This is a genomic window from Erwinia persicina NBRC 102418, assembly GCF_001571305.1.
Taxonomy (GTDB): Bacteria; Pseudomonadota; Gammaproteobacteria; order Enterobacterales; family Enterobacteriaceae; genus Erwinia; species Erwinia persicina.
Map to the genome: position 1 here is coordinate 20633 of NZ_BCTN01000003.1, position 21225 is coordinate 41857.

The window sequence follows — 21225 nt, forward strand, 5'->3', positions numbered from 1 at the left end:
CAATGAATCTGAGCTGGCTGGAATGGCAGCATCTGCCGTGGGTGAAAGCAACCGGTGCACAGTGGCGCTATGCCCTGCGTAATACCATTGCCATGTGCCTTGCGCTTAGCATTGCTTATGGCCTGCAACTGGATGAACCCTACTGGGCAATGACCTCTGCCGCAGTGGTCAGTTTCCCCACGGTTGGGGGGGTGATCAGTAAAAGTCTGGGACGCATTGTCGGCAGTATGCTCGGGGCCACCGCCGCCTTAATTATCGCCGGCCATACGCTGGACGAACCCTGGCTGTTTGTCGTGTCAATCGCGGCCTGGCTGGCAATGTGTACATGGGTGTCAAACCACTATCAGAACAACGTTGCGTATGCCTTCTCGCTGGCCGGTTACACCGCCGCGATTATTGCCTTTACCAGCGTAAACCAGGTGGAAATTGACAGTATCTGGACCATTGCGCAGGCGCGCGTCTGTGAGGTGATATCCGGTATCCTGTGCGGTGCCCTGATGATGATGATCCTGCCCAGTACTTCCGATGGCGATGCATTAATTCATTCACTGAAAGAGATGCACACCAAACTCCTGCACCATGCCATGTTGCTGGTCAACCGTGAAGACACCACGACCATTCGCCACGCACATGAAAATGTGATTGGTGAGATCCTCACCATGAACCTGCTGCGTATACAGGCCTTCTGGAGTCACTACCGGTTCCGCCGTCAGAACAACGTGCTGAACTACATTCTGCATCAGCAACTACGCCTGACCAGTGTTATCTCCAGCCTGCGGCGTATGTTGCTCAACTGGGAGAATCCGCCCGATCATCTGTTCAGTGTGATGCAGGATCTGCTCACGGCCATCGAACGCGGCGAGACGGACAAGTATTATCTGGCGCGCATCCTTTACCGGGCGGTGCCTGACGATCGGGCCGATTACCGGCACCGCGCCTTCTGGGAACGGCTACGCTATTTTTGCTGGCTCTATCTGAATATTGCCCGCTGGATACGGCAATTTGAGCGTGCAGACAGCCAGACCTTTCTCGTGCCCCCCACGGTCCCGGCGCTGGCACGCCAGTCAGACGGTGCTGAATCAGGCTGGAATGCGCTGCGAACGTTTAGCGTGATCTTTATCGGGTCAGCCTTCTGGGTCTCCACCCAGTGGGATTCCGGAGACTCGGCGCTGACGCTGGCGGCGATCAGCTGCGTGCTGTATTCATCCGCCCCCTCTCCGGTTAGCAGTGTCTCATTGCTGCTGAAAACTCTGGGGCTGCTTTCTCTTTTCAGCTTTGTGATGAAATTTGCTTTGATGGTGCAGGTCACCGTGCTGTGGCAGTTTCTTATTGTGCTTTTCCCTCTTCTCATCACTATGCAGCTCTTTAAGTTACAACAAAAGAAACGCGCTGCATTGTGGGGGCAATTGATTGTTTTTATGGGTTCATTTTTGTCTGTCACCAATCCCCCTACCTACGACTATCAGGGATTTATCAATGATAATCTCGCCAAGGTGTGCGGGGTGATGTTTGTCTGGCTGGCATTTATGATTTTGCGTCCCAGCTCGGATAAGCGTCGCAGCCGACGGCATATTATCGCTTTGCGCCGCGAGTTTATCGATCAGTTAGGAAGACATCCCCGCCACAGTAAGAATGTCTTTGAGTCGATGGTCTATCATCGTATCAACCAGCTTAAAAACAGCCGTGACGAACAGGCCCAGCTGTGGTTAATGCGCTGGGGAGTGGTATTGCTCAACTGTTCACACATTGCCTGGACATTGCGCGACTGGAAAACCCACTCGGCCGCTCTGGCCGCGATGCGCGATGCAGTCTTACGTGATTTGCAGAGCATTATCAGCGATCGCGGCATTCATCATGTTTCTCTGAACGATACGCTGAAAACGCTGCAACAACGAATTGACTTACTCAGTGAAGCGAAAAAGGATCAGGAAATCGAACTGGCGGGCATTATCTGGCGGCTGTTCTGCTCTTTGTCGCAATTAAAAGTGGCATCGACTTAACTCAGCCATGACCTTCGCCACGGGCATTTCAGCCCTGCTGGCGAAGGTATTTCAGGCAATTTCACGCGCTTAAGGCACATCAAAACCCAGTGCGGCCTTGCGAATACGGAACCACTGCTGACGCGTAAGCGTCATATTGACGGCCTTTGCTGCCGCCCTGACCCGTCCGATTTTACCGCTACCGATAATGGGCAGCGGCTTTGAGGGCAGCTGCATTATCCAGGCATAGATCAGCTGTTCAATACTTTCAGCGCAGGTCTCCTGTTGGATCAACAGCAGTTCATCACGCAAAGGCTGATATTCCGGGGCGGTCATCATTACCCCGCCCGCCAGACAAGACCATGCCATCGGTCTGATGCGCATCTGCTGGCACTGATCCAGGGTACCGTCCAGTAGCAACGGCTGATGTACAGGCGAAATCTCCACCTGATTGGTGGACAGCGTGAAAGGTAAACGCGACTGCAGTAGCGAAAACTGTGAGGGTGTGAAGTTAGACACGCCAAAATGCCTCACTTTCCCACTCTGATGAAGCTGCAGAAAAGCGCTGGCAACTTCATCGGCATCCATTAAGGGATCGGGGCGGTGGATCAGGAGCAGGTCAAGATAGTCGGTGTGGAAATAGCGCAGCGAATTTTCAGCGCTGTGGATAATGTGCGCCGCATCCGTGTTGTAATGCCCCAGCACGTGGCGGGGATCGGCCGTTGTCGCAATACCGCATTTTGTCACCAGCTCAAGGCGCTGACGCAGAGAAGGTTGCAGACGCAACGCCTGACCAAAAGCCGCTTCACACTGATAGCTACCATAGATATCCGCATGATCCACCGTGCTGATACCGCACTCGAGGTGCTGCTCAATAAATTCAACCAGCTGCTGCGGGGTCATTCCCCACTCCATGAGCCGCCAGTATCCCATCACCAGAGGAGAGAATAAGGGTCCCTGAGGCGCAATCTGTGCACGTTGTAGCATCGTATAACTCCCGTTGGCGTAATCACTGACCGCATAATACGCCATCAGCCCAGCGCAATAACAGGACAGGGTCAAATTCCCGTTTAAAACAGCGTGGGCTGCTCGGGATCATCCGGCGCATCTGAAGGGTTGCCCCGCTGCTGACGCTGAATACGCTGTCGGCACAAACGCAACACCTCACGCTTCTGTGCATCGCTGTAGCTCATCCAGTTGAAACGTTCCTCACGGCTACGCAAACAGCCACGGCAATAGCCGCGCTCGTTGACCTGACAGATCCCCCGACAGGGGCTGGGTACCGGGAAAAACTCTAATTGTTCCGCCACTACGACTCCAGGTTAATTCGCCCTTTCTTCATTGAAGACGCCTCCCCCCATGTCTGCAAGCCTGACCCGGTGATTTTTACTAAAATAGTCACGTAAAGCACGCAATGCCTGCTGACTTTTCTCTGGCAGGACGCGTTCAAGAGTAAGCGCCGTCAGTTTGAGCGGACTGGCGCGCCATTCGGGCAGTAAGACCATCAACTGCCCGCTACGCAGCTCTTCCTGAATCTCCTGCAAGGGTTGCAGAGAGAGCCCCATGCCGGCGATGGTGAAGGCGCGCATCACGTTCATGCTGTCGCTGACGACCTGTCCTTCTGCCAGACGCAGGGTCAGCGCACCGTCTTGCGGATGATGAAAATCAATATGCCTGTGGGTACTGTGCCCATGTATCCAGCGGTGGCCAGAGAGCGCCTGCGGCGTTTCCGGTACGCCGTAACGGCTCAGATAAGCAGGCGCCGCACAGATCACCATCGGCCACTCCGCCAGCGGATGCGCGATCATTGCCGTGTCGCTTAGCTGGCGGCTGAAGCGCAGCGCGATATCAATACGGTGTTCAATCATATCAAGGACATTATCGGTGGCGATGATCCGCAGTTTCAGCCCCGGGTGCTGCTGTAACAGCGGCGACAATGCACTGCACAAAGGCTGCCCTCCGATGCCCACGGTCGCACTGATACGCAGTTCACCGCTGAGGGTATCGCGCATTTCAGCCAGACGCCTTTCCGCCTCCAGCGCATGGGTGAGCATCGCTTCACACCCCGGATAAAAGGCGGCCCCGGCTTCGGACAGTGTCAGCTTACGAGTGGAACGGTGGAGTAACGGGACACCCACCGCCTGTTCAAGGGCGCGCAGATGCTGACTGACCGCCGACGGTGACATCCCCAGCCGTCGGGCAGCTGCTGCCAGCGAGCCTTCGCTGACGACCGTGGCGAACACGGCCATGCGATTGAGTTTTTCCATCGTTCGTAAGCCTTACTTCATTATGAAAGCGAAAATATGCCACTTATCAGCGCAACTGTTAAGCAGTAAAGTTTAATCCACACTTTACAGAGGAATGAACGCATGAAAATCACCATCATTGGTGCAACCGGTTTTGTGGGTCCTGACGTGGTAAAAGAAGCACTGGCGCGGGGCCACGAAGTGACGGCTGTTTCCCGCTCAGGTAAAACACTGCCTGCCGACGCCCGTCTGAGCGTGGCAAAAGGCGACATACATGACAGTGTCTGGCTGGCAGGGGTGCTCAAAGGTCAGGATGCAGTGATCAGCGCCTATAATCCGGGCTGGGAAGAGCGCGATCTGTTCGAAAAATTCACCCGTGGCAGTCAGAAAATCCTTGAGGCGGTTAAAAACAGCGGCGTGAAGCGCCTGTTAGTGGTGGGCGGCGCGGGCAGTCTGGAAGTGGCACCCGGCGTGGAACTGGTTGATACCGAAGCCTTCCCTGCCAATATCAAACCGGGTGCGCTGGGCGCACGGGCGCTGCGTAACCAGCTCCAGGCTGAAGAACAGGCGCTGGACTGGACTTACCTTTCTCCTGCTGCCCTGCTGCAGCCAGGCCCACGCACCGCACAGTTCCGTCTGGGCACCACGTCGCTGCTGATGGAAGGTGATAAACCAGGCTCCATCAGCGTCGCTGATCTTGCCGTAGCCATTATGGATGAAATCGAGCAGCCTCAGCATATTCGTCAGCAGTTTACCGTTGCCTATTAAGTTGCGTGGCCCGTCCCTGACGGGCCGTCATTTCGTTAAACTAAGTTAAGGTTTATTTAATGTTTCAAGGCTACTATTGAATAAGATTATTCTGATGCCGGACAACCATGAAAGCCCTGAAAAAGTTACGTTGTAACGAAATTATCTTCAATATTTATGCTGCTCTGTTTTTTACCCTGATCCTTAATGGTCTTTTTATCGCACGGGCGTGGAAACTTATTCCTTATCAGGGTCTGCACGATTACCTGTATGCGGCCACCCTTCCCGTCGTCCTGTTCTGCGCCTTTCTACTGATTTTCAATGTTGTTGCACTTCCCTGGATACGTAAACCTCTGTTGCTGATCCTGATCATCGCCAGCGCCGCCGCTAATTACTTTATGTACAGCTTCGGCACGGTGATTGATACCAATATGATCCAGAACGTGTTCGAAACCGACCTGCAGGAAGCCACCGCCCTGTTCAGCATAAAGTACATGCTGTGGATGCTGTTGCTGGGCTTACTGCCGGCTGCGCTTATGGTACTGACGCGGATTGAAAATAACCGTCCCTGGTGGATGTCGATCACCTGGCGACTGGTGACGTCTCTGGCTGCCATTCTCCTGGTGCTGCTGATCGCGGCGCTGTTCTATAAAGACTATGCCTCAATGATCCGCAATAATAAGGGCCTGGTGAAGATGATAACCCCGCCTAACGTGGTCAGCAGCATCGGGCACTACGCGGACAACCGCTGGTTTGCCGGCAGCCAGGCGTTAGTCAGAATTGGTCTGGATGCACGCAAAGGTCCGGTGTTAGCCGGCGAGAAAAAGAAAACGCTGGTGATTTTTGTCCTGGGTGAGACGGCACGGGCAGAAAACTTCTCCCTGGGAGGCTATGCCCGCGAGACTAATCCGAAGCTGAAGCGTGACAATGTCATCTATTACCGCAACGCTACCTCCTGCGGCACCGAAACAGCGATCTCCGTTCCCTGCATGTTTTCCAATATGACGCGTCAGCAATATAACGCCAACCTGGCGCACCATCAGGAAGGGTTGCTGGATGTGATGGCCCACGCTGGCGTCAATGTGCTGTGGCGAGAAAATGACGGGGGCTGTAAAGGGGCCTGCGACCGCGTACCTCATACGGATATGACCCAATGGCGGGTGAGCGAATTATGTAAAACGGATTATTGTCTTGATGACGTTTTGCTGCACCGCCTGAACAATTATATTGGCAGCGTGAAAGATGACACGGTCATTGTTCTGCATCAGATGGGCAGTCATGGCCCGGCTTATTACCTGCGTTATCCTGCGGAAATGCGACAGTTTACGCCAACCTGTGACAGTAATCAGATTCAGGACTGCGACCCTCAGGCACTGGTTAACACTTACGACAACTCCATTCTCTATACGGATTCGATGCTGGACAGCACCATCAGTCTGCTGAAATCCTGGGGTGATAAGTACAACGTGGCGCTGATTTATCTGTCCGACCACGGTGAGTCACTGGGTGAGCACGGTATGTATCTACATGGTACGCCTTATCTCTTCGCCCCGAGTCAGCAGACTCATATTCCCTTTCTGCTCTGGATGTCAGCGGATTACGCGACTGCGTTTGGCATTGATCAACAGTGCCTGCAGAAGCAGGCGCAGGGGGATGAGGTGTCTCAGGACAATATTTTTCATACCCTGCTGGGCATGATGAATGTGCAAACCCGGGAATATCAACCGGGGCTGGATATGATCCGATCGTGTCGTCAAAACCATTAAGGGTTGAAACCGACCGTTCGGTCTAGTACTCTGCTGCGATGAATAAAACGACCCGCTTTGACACACGTGAACATCTGCTTGATACCGGTGAACGGCTCTGCCTTCGGTCCGGTTTTAACGGCATGGGGCTCATCGCTCTGCTGAAAGAAGCAGAGGTGCCAAAAGGGTCGTTCTACCATTACTTTCCGTCAAAAGAAGTGTTTGGCGTGGCAATGCTGGAACGCTACTTTGCGCGCTATCACCTGCGCCTGCAGGCGTATCTTGACGACCATCAGGGTAACTCCCGTCAGCGCGTGCTGGACTATTATTCCCAGTCGCTTTCTCACTGCCAGGAGAGTCAGTTTGCCGGCTGTCTGTCGGTCAAGTTATCTGCTGAAGTCTGCGATCTGTCTGAAGCGATGCGGAGTGCACTTCATGCCGGTTCTGCGCCGCTGATTGCCACACTGAAAAATGCTCTGGATAAGGCCCAACTGCAGGGAACCCTGTCACGCAAGATCGATTGTGCTGCCTGTGCACAGATACTGTATATGCTGTGGCTGGGAGCCAGTCTGCAAAGTAAAATCTGCCGTGACAATGCGCCGCTGCAGAATGCATGGCAGGAAATGACACGAATTCTTCGTGAAGATTAAAAAAAACACCTTAACTAGTCGACCGGTCTACCAGGAGTAAGTTATGAAACTGAACACGCTGTTTACCCCGCTGAAAACCGGTGCCATTACCGTGCCTAACCGCATCTTTATGGCACCACTGACGCGTTTGCGTAGCATTGAACCCGGCGATATCCCCACCCCGCTGATGGGTGAATATTATCGTCAGCGCGCGACCGCCGGGCTGATCATTACTGAAGCCACCCAGATCAGCTTCCAGGCAAAAGGGTATGCCGGAGCACCCGGTCTTCATTCTGCTGAACAAATCGGCGCCTGGAAAGCCATCAACGAGGGGATTCATCAGGAAGGCGGACACAGTGCTGTCCAGCTGTGGCACACCGGCCGTATTTCTCACAACAGCGTACAGCCTGACGGCAAAGCCCCGGTTTCCGCTTCGGCAATCAACGCGGAAACCCGCACTTCTCTGCGAGATGCAGAGGGCAAGGCCATTCGTGAAGCCACATCAACACCGCGTGCGCTGACCACAGAAGAAGTGGCAGGTATCGTTAATGACTTCCGTCAGGCCGTCATCAATGCCCGCGAAGCCGATTTCGATCTGGCGGAGCTTCATTCGGCTCACGGCTACCTGATCCATCAGTTCCTTTCCCCGGCATCCAATCAGCGTGATGACCAGTATGGCGGCAGCATCGAAAATCGCACCCGCTTTGCGCTGGAAGTGGTTGATGCCGCCATTGATGGCTGGAGCGCGGATCGTATTGGCATTCGCATCTCTCCGCTGGGGCCGTTCAACGGTCTGGATAATGGTGAAGATCAGGAAGAAGCGGCACTGTACTTTATTGCTGAACTGGCAAAACGTCAGCTGGCTTATCTGCATATTTCTGAGCCAGACTGGGCAGGCGGTAAACCTTATACTCACGAATTCCGTCAGGCGATCCGCGCTGTGTATCCGGGCGTGATTGTCGGTGCCGGCGGCTACACGGCTGAAAAAGCGGAAGACCTGATTGAGCAGGGTCTGATTGATGCGGTAGCGTTTGGCCGGAGCTATATTGCTAACCCGGATTTAGTCGCCCGCCTGAAAACAGACGCGCCGCTGAACGAACCGAAGCCAGAAAGCTTCTACGGCGGTGGGGCGGAAGGTTACACTGACTATCCTTTCCTCGGTTAATTGCCCCAAAGGTACGCAGCGGCAGGCATTGCCGCTATACTGCATTTTTCCGTCATCGTCTGATGACGCCGGTAAAAGAGGATGTTATGCGTTTACTTCACACCATGCTGCGCGTTGGCGATCTGCAACGCTCCGTTGATTTTTATACCAAAGTGCTGGGCATGCGCCTGCTTCGCACCAGTGAAAACACTGAATATAAATACACCCTCGCCTTTGTCGGCTATACCGAAGAGAGTGAAGGAGCAGTGATTGAACTGACCTACAACTGGGGCGTGGATAGCTACGACCTGGGTGACGCTTACGGACATATTGCACTGGGTGTCGATGATGTCGCCGCGACCTGCGATCGTATCCGTAACGACGGCGGTAACGTCACGCGTGAAGCCGGCCCGGTTAAAGGCGGCACCACGGTCATTGCGTTTGTTGAAGATCCCGATGGCTACAAAATTGAGCTTATCGAAAACAAACACGCCGGTAACGGTATCGGCCAGTAATTATTTCGGGTGCCTTTTGCGCACCCGACTTCCCTCCCTGCTGCATCCCCCGACAAAATTTGCCATAATGCGCGCTGCCTTTTTTCCCCAGTGAGAAGCTGATGTCTGAATCGAATGACCTGAATACCCTTAGCAGCCGTTTTCGCGGTTTTTATCCAGTCGTTATTGATGTTGAAACTGCCGGTTTCGATGCCAACACTAACGCGTTACTGGAAATCGCAGCGGTGACGCTAAAGATGGATGACAACGGCTGGCTGGAAAAGGATGAGACACTCCATTTTCACGTCGAGCCTTTTGTCGGTTCAGTTCTGCAACCTGAGGCGCTGGCATTTAACGGTATCGACCCTGACAACCCGCTTCGCGGGGCGGTCAGTGAATATGAAGCGCTGCACGCTATTTTCAAACTGGTGCGTAAAGGCATCAAAGAGAGCGGTTGTAGCCGGGCCATTATGGTGGCACACAACGCTACATTCGACCTGAACTTCGTCAATGCTGCTGCCGAACGCGCCAGCCTGAAACGTAACCCCTTCCATCCCTTCGTGACTTTTGACACGGCGGCCCTGAGCGGGCTGGTGCTGGGGCAAACGGTTCTGGCGAAAGCCTGCACCGCAGCGGGAATGCCGTTTGATAATGCTCAGGCACACTCTGCTCTGTACGACACCCTGCAGACCGCTGATCTGTTCTGTGAGCTGGTGAACCGCTGGAAACGGCTTGGCGGCTGGCCGCTGCCCGTCGAGCCGGCAGGCGACGACAGCGCGGGGTAACCCCCCTTAGCGATAAAAAAAACCGGGCCCTTTCAGGGCCCGGTTTTTTTATGCTGTCATGCTGTCTGACTTACTCAGCGGCATCGGACGGATATTTCTGCGCCGTCTCTTTGATGAGCTGCTGCAGTTCGCCGCGCTGATACATTTCAATGATGATATCGCAGCCACCGACCAGCTCACCATCGACCCACAGCTGTGGGAAGGTTGGCCAGTTAGCATATTTTGGCATCTCTGCGCGGATGTCAGGGTTCTGCAGAATATCAACGAACGCGAAGCGCTCACCGCAGGCAGACAGTGCCTGAACGGCCTGAGCAGAAAAACCGCAGCTTGGCAGTTTCGGAGAACCTTTCATGTACAACAGAATAGGGTTTTCAGCGATCTGGCGTTGAATTTTTTCAACAGTACTCATAAATGTCTTCCTCAATACGATACTTCATGTGTAGGCTAGGCGCAGCCTGCTTATTGTAGCGATTCTGTTCGGGTAGTGAAAACGACATTTTTACAGGGCGAAAGGGTAAAAATGTGACCTGAGAACAAAACAGGGATACAAAATAACATTTTCTTATCATCGTTGCTGTACGTGTTATGGCCTGATTTGTTTTCATTGCTGCGATAAGCAACTGATACCGTTTAATTTATCGCCATTTACTTGATCTGTATTATTGAAACAAAAAAGACCTTACCCTTTGTTAAGAAGTTAGATTAGAATTGCCCTAACCTTCTGCCTGACCGCAGAAATGCCTTTTCTGACTCCGTTGCGACCTTTTGCAGCGCACAAACTGTTAATGGGAACGATGCGTTTACTCATCACGCTCTTCATACTGGCTTTCACCCAGTTATTTTTCAATATGGCGCACGCATCGCCACATGCCCCTATAAATGCGAATCAGCAAAAAGCCGATCGCACCACCGCGCGTGAAGACGACCGCCGTAAGCGCCGCCCGGTCAAGTCCGCCTCCACGAAAAAAGTAAAAGAACCGGTCAGTAAAAAAACAAAAGAAACCGCTAAGAAAACCTCCGCTAAAACAGCTCGTCTGGCTCCGGCAAAAAAAATCAAAGAAAAAGCAAAGAGCAAGGTGGCGGCAAAACCGTTGCGCACGGCTAACGTGACGAAAAAACCTTTAAGCCGAAAAATCGCTGCCAGTAAAAAAGCCGATAAAAAGCATTATGGTCGCGATCGCGCCGGGCGCAAAGTGGCGAAACGCAACGAAGCGCAGCTTTCTGCCCCACTCAAACTGAGTAAAGCCCACCGCGCCCGCTATCAAAAAGCGCGCGAGACGGCGATGACAAAATTGATGGGCCAACTGGGTAAACCTTATCAGTGGGGGGGAACCTCACCGAAAACCGGATTCGACTGTAGCGGGCTGGTCTGGTACGCCTATAAAGATCTGGTGAAGTTTAAGATCCCCCGGACAGCAAATGAAATGTACCACCTGCGTGATGCGGCCTCCATTAAGCGTGACGAGCTGGAAAAAGGCGATCTGGTCTTCTTCCGCATCAATGGACGCGGTACGGCTGACCATGTCGGGGTCTATCTGGGTGGAGGCAAATTTATTCAGTCGCCACGTACCGGTAAAGATATCCAGGTGAGCGCATTAAGTGAAGATTACTGGCAGGAGCATTATATTGGTGCACGCCGCGTGATGACGCCTAAAACCATTCGCTAGCCGGACGGTATGGGAGGAGACGCCTCCTCCCGATAAACTCAGTGCATGACAGCAGTAAAGCTAAACGCAATAATCATCAGCAGTGACCCAACAACCGCCAGAGCCGTCATCTTCATATCAGTGTTCATTTGTTCTCCTTAATAACCCTGCTATTAGTAAGCCAACAGATTTTCCCATACTTGCCCGTAAAAATCTCGTTTTCTGCGCGCAGCCTTGTTAGAATTATTTCTTTCCGTTGCGCAACACGCCCGGAAACGTTTCAAGTCAGCGCTGCATGTCACTCTACGGATGATTTTACCCCTTCCTACCCCTTTTGAGACGGCACCCCAGTTCATTCTCGTCGGCAGGAATGGCGGCGCGCAGGCAAACGTTTAACCCATTTGTTATCAGTACGTTAGTGATAGCCCCAGGAGTACGATTTTAATGGCAACAATTAAGGATGTGGCAAAGCGCGCCGGTGTTTCCACCACCACAGTGTCCCATGTCATCAACAAAACGCGCTTTGTAGCCGAAGAGACGCGCGAAGCGGTATGGGCGGCAATTAAAGAATTACATTACTCGCCCAGTGCCGTTGCCCGCAGTCTTAAGGTAAACCACACCAAAACCATTGGGCTTCTGGCCACGTCCAGTGAGGCCCCCTATTTTGCCGAAATCATTGAAGCGATTGAAAATCGCTGCTTTGCCAAAGGCTATACGCTGATCCTGGGCAACGCGCACAACGATCTGCAAAAGCAACAGGCCTATCTGTCGATGATGGCACAGAAGCGTGTCGACGGCCTGCTGGTCATGTGCTCAGAATATCCTGACACCCTGATTGCTATGCTGGAAGACAACCGTAACATTCCCATGGTGGTCATGGACTGGGGCGAGTCGCGCGGAGACTTTACCGATACCGTGCTTGATAACGCCTTTGAAGGCGGCTATCTGGCGGGGCGTTACCTCATCGAACGCGGCCATCGTGATATCGGCGCAATCCCGGGACAGCTGGAACGCAATACCGGTGGCGGCCGCCATGCGGGCTTCCTGAAAGCGCTGGCTGAAGCCGGGATTACCCTGCGGGATGAATGGCTGGTGCAGGGGGACTTTGAACCGGAATCAGGCTATCGCGCCATGCAGCAGATCCTGTCACAGAAACAGCGTCCAACAGCGATTTTCTGTGGTGGGGATATTATGGCGATGGGGGCGATTTGCGCAGCAGATGAGATGGGTTTGCGCGTCCCGCAGGATATTTCGGTGATCGGTTATGACAATGTGCGCAACGCCCGTTACTTCACCCCGGCGCTGACGACCGTACACCAGCCAAAAGAGCGTCTGGGGGAAACAGCCTTTGATATGCTGCTTGACCGCATCACCAGCAAACGTGAAGAGCAGCAGACCATTGAAGTGCATCCTTCACTGATCGAACGCCGCTCCGTTGCCGACGGCCCCTTCCGGGACTATCGCCGTTAATGTCCGCGCATCAGCTCCCGGGCTGCTCACTCAGCCATTCTGCATTCAGCGTTTCGGTATTGCCAAGATAGGCAAGCAGCCAGTTCAGCGCCGGTGAGGCGCTGTGTTCAGACCAGCTGAGGTAGCAGGGACTGTCGGGAAACGGCGAGGCCAGCGTCAGCTCACCCAGCACCTGCTGTTGCAGCCAGGGCTGGGCGAAGTGCCCCGGCACCATCCCGACGCACAGTCCGGCACGCAGGCAGTCGAACGCACTTTCCCAGTCCGGCACCACCAGCCGCCGCTGATTGTCCAGCGTCCAGGTTGTCCGCTTCGGTAGTGCCCGCGAGGTATCCTCCAGCACCAGCGAGGGCCACTCGCGGATCAGGGCTTCACTCAGCGCGCCCTCGTAACGATGCAGCGGATGCCGGGACTGTACTACGCAGCGCCAGTTCAGACTGCCCATATCGCGAAAGGCAAAACGCCCCCGAACGGGAATGGCCTGAGTTGCGCCTATTGCCACGTCCACGCGACCGTCAGCCAGCGCATCCCAGACGCCGTTAAACACCTCCGGCATGATATGCAACTCCATGTCCGGAAAATGGCGGTAGAAATCCACCACCAGCTGCCGCGTGCGCGCCGGGCGTACAATGCGGTCCACCGCAATGTTAATCTGCCCGCGCCAGCCGTTTGCCACCTGCTGACAGCGGGTGCGAGTGGCAAGCATTTTTTTGATAACAGCCCGCCCCTCTTCACTGAATACGCGACCCGCTTCGGTCAATACCACATCGCGATGCCGGCGTTCGAACAGACTGACGGCCAGCCACTCTTCGAGTTGTCGAACGGTATAACTGACCGCAGATGGCACGCGATGAAGCTCTGCTGCAGCGGCGGTAAAGCTGCCCGTTCTGGCGACGGCGTCAACCACTTCAAGAGAATATTCAGACCACATAAGTTGCCTTCAAATTATTTCACTGCAAGAGACGAATAATAGCGTTTCACAGCTCATCAGGCACGGGATTACACTGCGCACGTAAAAAAATTGTCTAATAAGAGTTAAAAAATCATGCGTTCCAAAGGATTTATGTTTTATCTGGCCATACTGAGTATGTTGGGTTTTCTTGCCACGGATATGTACCTCCCCGCTTTTGGCGTGATGCAACAGGATCTGGGCACTGAAGCGGGCGCCATCAGCGCCAGCCTGAGTATCTTCCTTGCCGGTTTTGCCTGTGCGCAGCTGGTCTGGGGGCCGCTCTCTGACCGCATCGGTCGTAAGCCCGTGCTGGTCATGGGGCTCAGCCTGTTTGCCGTTGGTTGCGCCGCCATGCTCTGGGTGGAATCAGCGCCCTGGCTGCTGGCTATGCGTTTTGTGCAGGCTGTCGGCGTGTGTGCGGCGGCCGTCAGCTGGCAGGCGCTGGTCGTGGACCGCTACAGCGGTGCGCAGGCCAATCGCGTTTTTGCCACCATTATGCCGCTGGTGGCACTGTCTCCGGCGCTGGCCCCTTTGCTGGGCGCCTGGCTGTTACAGCACTTTTCCTGGCGCGCTATTTTCGTCGCGCTGCTGGTGATAAGCGTTATGCTGCTGATCCCGACGCTCCGCCTGCCATCCCCTTCACGCGTTGAAAAAGAGACGGTGAAAACGCCCGCTCCGGGTTTTTTAACCCTGCTGAAATCCCCCCTCTACAGTGGGAATGTGGCGATTTATGCCGCCTGCTCCGCCAGCTTCTTTGCCTGGCTCACCGGGTCGCCCTTTATTCTGGGTAAATTAGGCCTCTCCCCCGGTGATATCGGTCTGAGCTACGTGCCTCAAACGGTGGCGTTTTTGATTGGAGGTTTCAGCTGCCGCGCTCTGCTTAATCGCTTTGCCGGACGTCAGTTACTGCCCTGGCTGCTGGCGTTTTACAGCCTGAGCATTGCGGCTATTTATCTGGTGGCGTTACAGCCTGAGCCTTCGCTGTTTGCCCTGCTGCTGCCCTTCTGCGGAATGGCAATGGCGAATGGCGCTATCTATCCTATTGTGGTGTCCAGTGCCCTGCTGCCTTTCCCTCATGCAACAGGTAAAGCGGCAGCACTGCAAAACATGCTCCAGTTGGGTCTCTGCTTCCTGGCCAGCCTGATTGTATCGACGTGGATTGGGTCCGCTCTGTATACCACCACGCTGGTCATGGCAGGCACGATTTTCCTGGCCATCGCAGGTTATCTTGTCCAGCGAAGCGCAGAGCAAAAACAGGCCTGGCAGACGGCGGAAGAACCCCACTAAACCTCAGATAACATTTAGTTAGCACCCTAACAATAATGCGTTGAATATTCCCCGGCCTGCGCCTATAATTTACGGCGCATTATAAAACAACAAATACACAACATTTTCGAAGCAGGCGATGACCTCTGGTCATCGCCTGCTGTTGGATACTGACAGGGTCGTCAACGTGTTCTTCCGCGTGACATTTTTACGACCTCTGCTAATTTCAAATCAAGCCTCTTTTAACGTCGGATATCAGACTGTGGCATTAGCCACACGTGCTCTCACAAACCTGCAGGAAAGAGGATTCTTTTTTTCAGGTTTCAATCACACAGGGTGATGGGGAAGCTATGAGTTCATCGTGCATAGAAGAAGTGAACCTGGAAGATAATCAGTGGTATCGCATCGTCCAGGAAATGTTGAGTAAGGCAGATATCGAAATTAACGGAACCCGCTCATGGGATATCCGTATCGCTACCCCCGACTTTTTTAAACGTGTCTTGCAGGAAGGTTCGCTGGGGTTAGGTGAGAGCTACATGGACGGCTGGTGGGAATGTGACCGGCTGGATATTTTCTTCCAGCGCGTTTTGTCCGCAAAACTCGATCAACAACTCCCCCACCATTTTCGCGACACCCTTCGCGTCGCGGCTGCCCGCCTGACGAATCTGCAATCACGCAAACGCGCGTGGATTGTCGGTAAAGAGCATTACGATTTGGGTAACGATCTGTTTACCCGCATGCTCGACCCCTATATGCAGTACTCCTGCGGCTACTGGAAGCAGGCCAGCACGCTGGAAGAAGCCCAGCAGGCGAAGCTGCAGATGATTTGCGAAAAGCTTCAACTTGAACCGGGTATGTTGCTGCTGGATATCGGCTGCGGCTGGGGCGGGCTGGCGGAGTATGCTGCCCGTCACTTTAACGTCAGCGTGGTCGGGGTGACCATTTCAGCCGAACAGCAAAAACTGGCTCAGGCGCGCTGCGAAGGTCTGGATGTGACGATTCAACTGCAGGATTATCGCGATCTCAACCAGCAGTTTGATCGTATTGTCTCGGTCGGCATGTTTGAGCACGTCGGTCCAAAGAATTACGCCACCTATTTTGATGTCGTCAACCGCAATCTTAAACCTGACGGTATTTTCCTGCTGCATACCATCGGGGCGAATAAAACGGACAATAATGTTGACCCGTGGATTGATAAATATATTTTCCCTAACGGTTGTCTGCCTTCGGTTCGCCATATTGCGGATGCAAGTGAACCGTTTTTTGTGATGGAAGACTGGCACAATATTGGCGCTGATTATGATCTGACGCTGATGCAGTGGTATCAGCGTTTTCTGGATGCGTGGCCAGAACTGTCAGATAAATATGGCGAACGTTTTAAACGTATGTTTACTTACTATCTGAATGCCTGTGCCGGTGCGTTTCGCGCCCGTGATATTCAGCTCTGGCAGGTGGTCTTTACCCACGGTAAACAGGGCGGATTACGGGTAGCTCGTTAAACCGGCCTGTGAAGACAGGGCGACGTTTGTCGCCCTGTTACTTTGCTAATCCTGTTGATTCTCATCCCGCAGCTCGCTGGCGGCGGCCGCCAGTAATGAAGCCTCACGCTGTGCCAGCACCCGCTCAACGGTTTCCACAATCGCCTGGGTGTGGGGATCGATTTCAATATTGACACGATGTCCCAGTCGCTTGCTACCCAGGGTGGTACGCATCAGTGTTTCAGGGATCAGGTGCACACAGAATTTTGTCCGCGTCACTTCTCCGACCGTCAGGCTGATGCCATCAATGCCGATAAACCCTTTATGCAGAATGTATTTCATCTGGCTGGCATCCAGCGGCTTAAACCAGATCTCACGGTTGTTTTCAGACGTCAGTATTTTACTGATTTCGGCGGTCGTCATGATATGACCTGACATCAGGTGCCCACCGATCTCATCGCTGAATTTCGCTGCACGCTCGACATTCACCGTATCCCCCACCTGAAGATCGCCCAGATTGGTAATACGCAGCGTTTCTTTTACCAGGTCAAAACTGACGCGATCGCCCTCCACTTCTGTCACGGTCAGACAGCAGCCGTTATGTGAAACAGACGCGCCCAGTTCCAGCCCGGGCAATAACGCTTCCGGCATTTTAATCACATGGGTACGAAAATTAGGTTTCTCGTCAATTGCCAGCACCTCTGCGGTGCCCTGCACAATACCGGTAAACATAGCTGTTGCCTCAATCAATGTATTTTTCTGCCCTTAGTTTGCCCTGGCATCGTAGCAAAGCCAAATAAAGCACCGCATAATTGCGTGATACAAAGAGCTATTCTTTTGTCAGAACATTGGCTATTTACTCTGCTATCACTAAACTGGGGCGCCTGCCCTGCTGATATCATCGCTAAAAGCCATTTTTCTTAAGCAGAGTCATGAATAAAACCATTACCGTCCTGACGTTACGCCGTCACTCGCCTGCGTGAACAGGGACGGAAAAAATTAAAAAGGTGTATGTGTGCAGAAGTACCTCTCAGAGGCGCGTCAGTTATTAGCCCTGGCTATTCCGGTCATCCTTGCGCAGGTTGCGCAAACGTCCATGGGTTTTGTCGATACAGTAATGGCCGGTGCCGTTAGCGCCACGGATATGGCCGCTGTTGCAGTGGGAACCTCTATCTGGTTACCCTCCATTCTTTTTGGGCACGGTTTGATCCTTGCCCTGACGCCGGTCGTCGCCCAGCTTAACGGCTCTGGCCGTCGTGAACGGATTGCCCACCAGGTCCGTCAGGCTTACTGGCTGGCGGGTATGGTGTCCGTACTGATTATGGTGGTGCTGTATAACGCAGGATACCTGATTGGCGCCATGCATAATGTTGACCCGGCGCTGTCGGCGAAGGCTATTGGCTATCTTCACGCTCTGCTGTGGGGCGCGCCGGGCTATCTGTTCTTCCAGGTAGCACGTAACCAGTGTGAAGGTTTGTCCAAAACCAAGCCCGGGATGGTCATGGGGTTCCTTGGTCTGCTGGTCAACATTCCGGTCAACTATATCTTTATTTATGGTCATTTCGGCATGCCTGCTCTGGGTGGGGTTGGCTGCGGCGTGGCAACGGCATCAGTTTACTGGGTGATGTTTATTGCCATGAAGGCTTGGGTTAATCGCGCCAAATCCATGCGCGATATTCACCTGCCGGTGCGTTACAGCCCGCCGGACTGGAAAGCGCTGCGCCGCCTGGCCGGACTGGGTCTGCCAGTTGCCCTGGCGCTGTTCTTTGAAGTGACCCTGTTTGCTGTGGTGGCTCTGCTGGTGTCCCCGATGGGGATTGTGAAAGTGGCCGGGCATCAGATCGCCCTGAACTTCAGCTCCCTGATGTTTGTTCTGCCGCTGTCTCTCGGCGTGGCCACGACCATCCGCGTCGGTTTCCGTCTGGGTCAGGGGTCGGTTGAGGGTGCCCGGGTAGCGGCATGGACCGCTCAGGCGGTGGGTATTGGCATGGCCTGCCTAACCGCTCTGTTCACCGTCACCTTCCGCAAGGAGATCGCCCTGCTGTATACGGATAACCCGGAGGTGATCACGCTGGCCGCGCAACTGATGTTCCTGGCGGCGATTTATCAGTTCTCGGACTCGATTCAGGTGATTGGCAGCGGTATCTTGCGTGGCTATAAAGACACGCGGTCGATCTTCTTCATCACCTTTGTTGCCTACTGGGTGCTTGGCTTACCCAGTGGCTATGTGCTGGCAATGACGGACTGGGTGGTACCGGCTATGGGGCCCGCCGGATTCTGGACAGGCTTTATTATCGGTCTGACCTCTTCCGCCATCATGATGATATGGCGTATGCGCCGCCTGCAACGCCAGTCCGCAGACGTTATTATGGCCCGCGCAGCACGTTAATTTTTGGTGTTTTTATCGCTAAGCTGATTAAAATTGCTGCGCTTCGCACAGATGCGCAGCAATCAGAGGGAAAAATCATTTTTTCTCCTTGCCAGCCGCGCACGGTGTCGTTAATATTCGTCCCCGCTGTCACCCAGACAGCACAGTGCGTCTGTAGCTCAGTTGGTTAGAGCACCACCTTGACATGGTGGGGGTCGATGGTTCGAGTCCATTCAGACGCACCAATACGTTGCTGAAGCAGCCAACAGGCTGGCAGCGTAAAAGATCAAGAAACGCGTTCTTAGCTCAGTTGGTTAGAGCACCACCTTGACATGGTGGGGGTCGGAGGTTCGAGTCCTCTAGAACGCACCACTCTCCCTGGCAGCGACTTCCCCCCCGGCTTTAAGATTAACCTTACCCCCCCGGCAGTTTGCGCAACGAACTTGATGCGTATCATTCCTGCGTGCTATTTCGCGCTTTTTAATTGGTTTTCGAACACTTAGCGACTATAATACGGGACGTTGTTTCACTTGAATGGTTTCAGCGTATGGTTGCCCCTCATTTTAAAACGAGTACCTGTTGCGCAACACTTTATTGCGCCTGCGCCGAAACCGCGTCTTCACTTACCCTGCACGCTTTAATTCTGTCACCTATCCTTACTCTGTATCACCATTCTCAACACACCAATTTTCTCCTCCGGTGGATCCACCGCCGGGATACATCTTTAATCATCCATCACAACTTAATAGATAAATCGTCATGAAAAAGACTAAAATCGTTTGTACTATCGGTCCAAAAACCGAATCTGAAGAGATGCTGACCAACCTGCTTGATGCCGGCATGAATGTGATGCGTCTGAACTTCTCCCACGGGAATTATGAAGAACACGGCCAGCGCATTACCAATCTGCGCTCAGTGATGAGCAAAAGCGGCCATCAGGCGGCAATCCTGCTCGATACTAAGGGCCCTGAGATCCGCACCATGAAACTGGAAGGCGGTAACGATGCCTCCCTGAAAGCGGGCCAGACCTTTACCTTCACCACCGACCAGACCATCATCGGTAATGCCGATACGGTGGCGGTAACCTACCCGGGCTTTGCTGCTGACCTTAAAATCGGTAATACCGTACTGGTTGACGATGGTCTCATCGGCATGGAAGTGATCAACGTGACTGAAAGCACCGTGGTATGTAAGGTGCTGAATAACGGTGACCTGGGTGAGAATAAAGGCGTTAACCTGCCGGGGGTGTCAATCCAACTGCCTGCGCTGGCTGAGAAAGACAAACTGGATCTGATCTTTGGTTGTGAGCAGGGTGTCGATTTTGTCGCTGCCTCGTTCATCCGTAAGCGTTCAGACGTGCTGGAAATCCGTGAACACCTGAAAGCGCATGGCGGTGAGCATATCCAGATCATCTCTAAAATCGAAAACCAGGAAGGCCTGAACAACTTCGACGAAATCCTTGATGCCTCAGACGGTATCATGGTCGCTCGTGGTGACCTCGGCGTTGAGATCCCGGTTGAAGAAGTGATCTTCGCGCAGAAGATGATGATCAAGAAATGCAACCGTGCACGCAAAGTGGTGATCACCGCCACCCAGATGCTTGACTCCATGATCAAAAACCCGCGCCCTACCCGTGCGGAAGCCGGTGACGTTGCTAACGCCATCCTGGACGGAACCGATGCGGTGATGCTCTCGGGTGAAAGCGCTAAAGGGAAATACCCGCTGGAGTCCGTCACCATCATGGCGACCATCTGCGAGCGTACTGACCGTGTGATGAAAAGCCGTATCGACTCCCAGCATGACAACCGTAAAATGCGCATCACCGAAGCAGTCTGCCGTGGTGCGGTAGAAACGGCCGAAAAACTGGAGTCTCCACTGATTGTGGTCGCGACTGAAGGGGGCAAATCGGCGAAGTCCATTCGCAAATACTTCCCTAACGCAACCATTCTGGCGCTGACGACCAACGAACAGACGGCACGTCAGTTACTGCTCAGCAAAGGTATCATCACCACTGTAGTAAGTGAGATTGCTTCCACTGACGATTTCTACCGTCTGGGTAAAGAAGCGGCTGAAGCAAGCGGCTACGCGCTGAAAGGCGATGTGGTGGTCATGGTTTCTGGTGCGCTGGTACCAAGTGGAACCACCAATACCGCTTCAGTGCATGTTCTGTAATTAAAGATTACGCCTTGTAGTCAAAAAGCGCCCTGAGTGGCGCTTTTTTTACAACTTGCTTCACGCCTCATCACATCGCGTCCAATCGAAATTAACGATTTAATCAC

20 protein-coding genes and 2 tRNA genes are annotated in these 21225 nt (G+C 53.6%); 15 read left to right on the forward strand and 7 right to left on the reverse strand.

From position 1 onward, the window contains the following. Window positions 1-2: 2 nt before the first annotated feature. Entirely contained in the window at window positions 3-2000 is a 1998-nt protein-coding gene (locus EPE01S_RS04725) for an FUSC family protein (RefSeq protein ID WP_062743456.1), read from the forward strand. 69 nt (window positions 2001-2069) lie between these two features. Here the strand turns inward: EPE01S_RS04725 and EPE01S_RS04730 are convergent, their stop codons facing one another. The 3 genes from EPE01S_RS04730 to EPE01S_RS04740 all read right to left on the reverse strand — a co-directional run bounded on the left by EPE01S_RS04730 (window position 2070) and on the right by EPE01S_RS04740 (window position 4246). Continuing rightward, window positions 2070-2966, reverse strand: a complete 897-nt coding sequence (locus EPE01S_RS04730; protein WP_062743647.1) for an aldo/keto reductase — start codon at window positions 2964-2966, stop codon at window positions 2070-2072. A gap of 83 nt (window positions 2967-3049) precedes the next feature. Further along, entirely contained in the window at window positions 3050-3289 is a 240-nt protein-coding gene (locus tag EPE01S_RS04735) for a DUF1289 domain-containing protein (RefSeq protein ID WP_062743457.1), read from the reverse strand. A gap of 12 nt (window positions 3290-3301) precedes the next feature. Next, window positions 3302-4246, reverse strand: coding sequence for a LysR substrate-binding domain-containing protein (locus EPE01S_RS04740; RefSeq protein ID WP_062743458.1), 945 nt, complete (start codon window positions 4244-4246; stop codon window positions 3302-3304). Between the two features lie 102 nt (window positions 4247-4348). Here EPE01S_RS04740 and EPE01S_RS04745 point away from each other — a divergent pair, with 102 nt between their 5' ends. The 6 genes from EPE01S_RS04745 to rnt all read left to right on the forward strand — a co-directional run bounded on the left by EPE01S_RS04745 (window position 4349) and on the right by rnt (window position 9769). Continuing rightward, complete coding sequence (locus EPE01S_RS04745) at window positions 4349-4993, forward strand: NAD(P)-dependent oxidoreductase (protein WP_062743459.1); 645 nt, start codon at window positions 4349-4351, stop codon at window positions 4991-4993. 107 nt (window positions 4994-5100) lie between these two features. After that, on the forward strand, window positions 5101-6738 hold the full coding sequence (gene eptA, locus EPE01S_RS04750) for a phosphoethanolamine transferase EptA (protein WP_062743460.1): 1638 nt from the start codon (window positions 5101-5103) through the stop codon (window positions 6736-6738). A 38-nt stretch (window positions 6739-6776) separates the two neighbouring features. After that, window positions 6777-7367 (forward strand): TetR/AcrR family transcriptional regulator, encoded by a 591-nt coding sequence (locus EPE01S_RS04755; protein WP_062743461.1) that lies wholly within the window; start codon window positions 6777-6779, stop codon window positions 7365-7367. Between the two features lie 43 nt (window positions 7368-7410). Then, window positions 7411-8511 (forward strand): alkene reductase, encoded by a 1101-nt coding sequence (locus tag EPE01S_RS04760; protein WP_062743462.1) that lies wholly within the window; start codon window positions 7411-7413, stop codon window positions 8509-8511. Between the two features lie 86 nt (window positions 8512-8597). Further along, window positions 8598-9005, forward strand: coding sequence for a lactoylglutathione lyase (gene gloA, locus EPE01S_RS04765; protein WP_062743648.1), 408 nt, complete (start codon window positions 8598-8600; stop codon window positions 9003-9005). Between the two features lie 101 nt (window positions 9006-9106). Then, the gene (gene rnt, locus EPE01S_RS04770) at window positions 9107-9769 is read left to right on the forward strand and encodes a ribonuclease T (protein WP_062743463.1); all 663 of its coding nucleotides are present in this window, start codon (window positions 9107-9109) and stop codon (window positions 9767-9769) included. 70 nt (window positions 9770-9839) lie between these two features. On the opposite strand, the gene EPE01S_RS04775 is transcribed toward rnt, so the two are convergent. After that, on the reverse strand, window positions 9840-10178 hold the full coding sequence (locus tag EPE01S_RS04775) for a Grx4 family monothiol glutaredoxin (RefSeq protein WP_062743464.1): 339 nt from the start codon (window positions 10176-10178) through the stop codon (window positions 9840-9842). Window positions 10179-10563: 385 nt separating this feature from the next. Between EPE01S_RS04775 and EPE01S_RS04780 the strand changes: the two genes are divergently transcribed. Continuing rightward, window positions 10564-11436 carry a C40 family peptidase gene (locus EPE01S_RS04780; RefSeq protein ID WP_062743465.1) on the forward strand — a complete coding sequence of 291 codons (873 nt, stop codon included), beginning with the start codon at window positions 10564-10566 and terminating at the stop codon, window positions 11434-11436. A 38-nt stretch (window positions 11437-11474) separates the two neighbouring features. Here the strand turns inward: EPE01S_RS04780 and cydH are convergent, their stop codons facing one another. Next, window positions 11475-11564, reverse strand: a complete 90-nt coding sequence (cydH, locus tag EPE01S_RS23375; protein ID WP_118664219.1) for a cytochrome bd-I oxidase subunit CydH — start codon at window positions 11562-11564, stop codon at window positions 11475-11477. 295 nt (window positions 11565-11859) lie between these two features. On the opposite strand from cydH, the gene purR reads away from it, so the two are divergent. Then, entirely contained in the window at window positions 11860-12885 is a 1026-nt protein-coding gene (gene purR, locus EPE01S_RS04785) for an HTH-type transcriptional repressor PurR (RefSeq protein WP_062743466.1), read from the forward strand. A gap of 10 nt (window positions 12886-12895) precedes the next feature. On the opposite strand, the gene punR is transcribed toward purR, so the two are convergent. After that, a complete protein-coding gene (gene punR, locus EPE01S_RS04790; RefSeq protein WP_062743467.1) occupies window positions 12896-13813 on the reverse strand; it encodes a DNA-binding transcriptional activator PunR in 918 nt (305 codons plus the stop codon). 114 nt (window positions 13814-13927) lie between these two features. On the opposite strand from punR, the gene punC reads away from it, so the two are divergent. Both punC and cfa read left to right on the forward strand, forming a co-directional pair. Then, complete coding sequence (gene punC / locus EPE01S_RS04795; protein WP_062743468.1) at window positions 13928-15121, forward strand: purine nucleoside transporter PunC; 1194 nt, start codon at window positions 13928-13930, stop codon at window positions 15119-15121. Window positions 15122-15450: 329 nt separating this feature from the next. Further along, complete coding sequence (cfa, locus tag EPE01S_RS04800) at window positions 15451-16599, forward strand: cyclopropane fatty acyl phospholipid synthase (protein ID WP_062743469.1); 1149 nt, start codon at window positions 15451-15453, stop codon at window positions 16597-16599. A 45-nt stretch (window positions 16600-16644) separates the two neighbouring features. Here the strand turns inward: cfa and EPE01S_RS04805 are convergent, their stop codons facing one another. Beyond that, window positions 16645-17310 carry a riboflavin synthase gene (locus EPE01S_RS04805; RefSeq protein WP_062743470.1) on the reverse strand — a complete coding sequence of 222 codons (666 nt, stop codon included), beginning with the start codon at window positions 17308-17310 and terminating at the stop codon, window positions 16645-16647. A gap of 283 nt (window positions 17311-17593) precedes the next feature. On the opposite strand from EPE01S_RS04805, the gene EPE01S_RS04810 reads away from it, so the two are divergent. The 4 genes from EPE01S_RS04810 to pykF all read left to right on the forward strand — a co-directional run bounded on the left by EPE01S_RS04810 (window position 17594) and on the right by pykF (window position 21118). Continuing rightward, window positions 17594-18967 carry an MATE family efflux transporter gene (locus tag EPE01S_RS04810; RefSeq protein ID WP_062743471.1) on the forward strand — a complete coding sequence of 458 codons (1374 nt, stop codon included), beginning with the start codon at window positions 17594-17596 and terminating at the stop codon, window positions 18965-18967. Window positions 18968-19114: 147 nt separating this feature from the next. Further along, window positions 19115-19191: transfer RNA gene (locus EPE01S_RS04815), tRNA-Val, on the forward strand. Window positions 19192-19241: 50 nt separating this feature from the next. After that, window positions 19242-19318 (forward strand) — tRNA-Val (locus EPE01S_RS04820). A gap of 387 nt (window positions 19319-19705) precedes the next feature. Then, complete coding sequence (gene pykF / locus EPE01S_RS04825; protein WP_062743472.1) at window positions 19706-21118, forward strand: pyruvate kinase PykF; 1413 nt, start codon at window positions 19706-19708, stop codon at window positions 21116-21118. Window positions 21119-21225 lie beyond the last annotated feature (107 nt).